Origin of the sequence: Rhodoferax sp. (assembly GCF_014859475.1) — a bacterium.
Taxonomy (GTDB): domain Bacteria; phylum Pseudomonadota; class Gammaproteobacteria; order Burkholderiales; family Burkholderiaceae_C; genus Rhodoferax.
Genome location: NZ_JACUUE010000261.1, coordinates 1 through 2872, shown reverse-complemented (window position 1 = coordinate 2872; position 2872 = coordinate 1). Strand labels below are relative to the sequence as shown.

Annotated in this window: 3 protein-coding genes; all 3 read left to right on the top strand. The window is 60.1% G+C overall.

The genetic code is table 11. From position 1 onward, the window contains the following. The coding region (locus IBX54_RS14065; protein WP_296543282.1) for a DUF2520 domain-containing protein at window positions 1-438 on the top strand (438 nt) is incomplete at its 5' end. Between the two features lie 143 nt (window positions 439-581). After that, the gene (gene phaZ, locus IBX54_RS14060) at window positions 582-2165 is read left to right on the top strand and encodes a polyhydroxyalkanoate depolymerase (protein WP_296543281.1); all 1584 of its coding nucleotides are present in this window, start codon (window positions 582-584) and stop codon (window positions 2163-2165) included. Further along, complete coding sequence (gene rsxB, locus IBX54_RS14055; protein WP_296543280.1) at window positions 2162-2821, top strand: electron transport complex subunit RsxB; 660 nt, start codon at window positions 2162-2164, stop codon at window positions 2819-2821. Before phaZ ends, rsxB begins: the two co-directional genes overlap by 4 nt. The last annotated feature ends 51 nt before the right edge of the window (window positions 2822-2872 follow it).

Genomic DNA, 2872 nt, shown 5'->3' with positions numbered 1-2872 from the left:
CAATTTGCCGGCTCGCCCTGCGCGCTCGAAGGCGATGCGCCAGCGCTGGCCGAGTTGCGCCCTCTTTTGACCCGCTTGGGCGCCCAGTGTTTTGATGTGCGTTCAAAAGACAAGCTGCTCTACCACGCCGGGGCCGTGTTCGCCACCAACTTTTTGCCGGTGCTGCAAGACCTGGCCGAGCAGCTATGGCAGCACAGCGGCATGCCGCCCCAACTGATTCATCATCTGCGTGCCAGTCTGCTGCAAAACGCCGTCAATAACATCGTCAAGTTGGGCCCGCAGGCCGCCTTGACCGGCCCTGCAGCCCGGGGCGATACCGCCCTGCTGGCAGCGCAGGGCCAGGCGCTGCAAAACTGGAATGCCAGCGCCGGCCAGACGTATCAGGCGCTGAATGCTTTGGCCGGGCAACTGGCACAGCGCCCAAAGACCATGGCGTGATTGTTCTGTATCAAAACTGCCAACAAGTCAAGCCGTGTGAGCAATTATCATACGCGCCGTATGAAACGTCAGTCTGACCGCAGTTGTAACAGCGCAAGACCTGTTATATTGCACTGCAACATTTTCTTCAAAGGTGAATTCACGTGCTTTACAAATTTTACGAAACCCAACGTTCTTTGATGGAGCCATTCACTGATCTGGCGCAGTCTGCGGCCAAGGTGTATGCCAACCCGCTGTCTTTGTTTGGCCAGCATCCCCTGTCGCAACGTATTTCTGCGGGTTACGACCTGCTGCACCGACTGGGCAAGGACTACGAAAAGCCGGAGTTTGGCCTGCGCACGGTGGATGTGGACGGCGTTGAGGTCGCCATTCATGAGCGCATCGAGCTCAAGAAGCCATTTTGTGAACTGCGCCGTTTCAAGCGCTTTACCGACGATGTTGACACCCTGACCAAACTCAAGGACCAGCCTGCCGTGCTGATCGTGGCCCCGCTGTCTGGCCATTACGCCACGCTGTTGCGCGACACCGTCAAGACCATGCTGCGCGACCACAAGGTGTACATCACTGACTGGACCAACGCCCGCCTGGTGCCACTGTCTGAGGGGCACTTCAGCCTGGACGACTACATCAATTACGTACAGGAATTCATTCGCCATGTGCAAAGCCGCTACGGCAACTGCCATGTGATGAGCGTGTGTCAGCCCACCGTGCCGGTGCTGGCTGCGGTGTCGCTAATGGCCAGCCGCAACGAGCTCACACCCCTGAGCATGGTCATGATGGGTGGCCCGATCGACGCGCGCAAGTCGCCCACGGCGGTGAACAATCTGGCCATGAACAAGAGCATCGAGTGGTTTGAGCACAACGTGATCTACCGCGTGCCAACCCGCTTCCCCGGTGCCGGGCGCAAGGTTTACCCCGGCTTCTTGCAGCATTCCGGCTTTGTTGCCATGAACCCGAGCAACCATGCCCGCAGCCATTACGACTACTTCAAGGACCTGGTCAAGGGCGACGATACCAGTGCCGACGCCCACCGAAAGTTTTACGACGAATACAACGCCGTGCTCGACATGGACGCGCAGTACTACCTTGACACCATCAAAGCCGTGTTCCAGGAGTTCAGCCTGGTCAGCGGCAACTGGGACGTTAAAGGCGTTGAAGGCAAGATCGAGCGCGTGCGCCCCGAGGACATCAAAAACACGGCATTGCTGTCGATCGAAGGCGAGCTCGACGACATTTCGGGCTCGGGGCAAACCGCTGCCGTGCACACCATTTGCAGCGGCGTGGACAAGGCCGACCAGCGCCACATCGAAGTGAAAGGTGCCGGCCACTACGGCATTTTTGCTGGTCGCCGCTGGCGCGAGGTGGTTTATCCGCAGGTCAAGGCCTTCATTCTGGCCTATCAGCCCAAGCCGGCAGCCGAAACCGCGGTCTCGGTGGCAAGCCCGGCACCGGTTCTGACCAACCCCGAACCCGTGCAGCCAGAACCAGCACCTTCCTTTGTTTTGCCTGAGGTGCCGACCACAGCCGAGATCAAGCCTCGCACAGCAACACCCGTAGTGGTCGAGAAAGCTGCGCCCAAGGCAACAGAACCCATGGTCAAAGCAAAGCCAAGCAGCAAGCTTGCGAAGTCGGCAGGCACCAGCAAAGCAGGCACCGGCAAAGCGGTTGTCAGCGTGGCAGAAGCCGCCAAACCGGCACGCAAGCGGCCGACCCAACGCCGTACATGAAGCCCGACACCGCCGAACTTTTGGCGGTGTTACCGCAAACGCAGTGCACGCGCTGCGGTTATCCTGACTGCGCCGGTTACGCGCAAGCCCTGCATGAAGACAGCGCGGACATCAACCAGTGTCCGCCCGGAGGCGCCGAAGGGGTGCGGCGCCTGGCCGCCCTGACCGGACGCGCAGCCAAGCCACTGAACCCGGACAACGGCCTTGAGGCGCCGCGCACCGTGGTTTTTATCGATGAGACCTGGTGCATCGGCTGCACACTGTGCATCAAGGCTTGCCCGGTCGATGCCATTGTGGGTGCCAACAAGCTGATGCACACAGTCATCGAGCGCTATTGCACGGGTTGCGAGTTGTGCCTGCCGGTGTGCCCGGTGGATTGCATCGACATTGAAATTGTCAGCGGCGAAGCCACCGGTTGGGCCGCCTGGTCGCCCGCGCAGGCTGAGCAGGCCCGTCAGCGTTATGAATTTCACTCACAAAAGAGCCAGCGCGAAGCCCTTGAAAACGCCCAAAGGCTGCAAGCCAAGGCCGAGCTCAAGTTGTCCGACCTGGCCACCCACTCACAGCATACCGACCCAGTGGTACTGGACAAAAAGCGCGCCGTCATCGAGGCCGCGCTGGCCCGGGCCCGGGCCAAACGGCAAGCGACGCCTTAACGTGAAAGAACGTCGTCATTGCGAACGAAGTGACGCAATCCATGACTTCGG

Bases quoted from the DNA above. Each gene is read 5' to 3' on its own strand.
- rsxB (WP_296543280.1), top strand. From the start codon at position 2,162: ATGAAGCCCGACACCGCCGAACTTTTGGCGGTGTTACCGCAAACGCAG.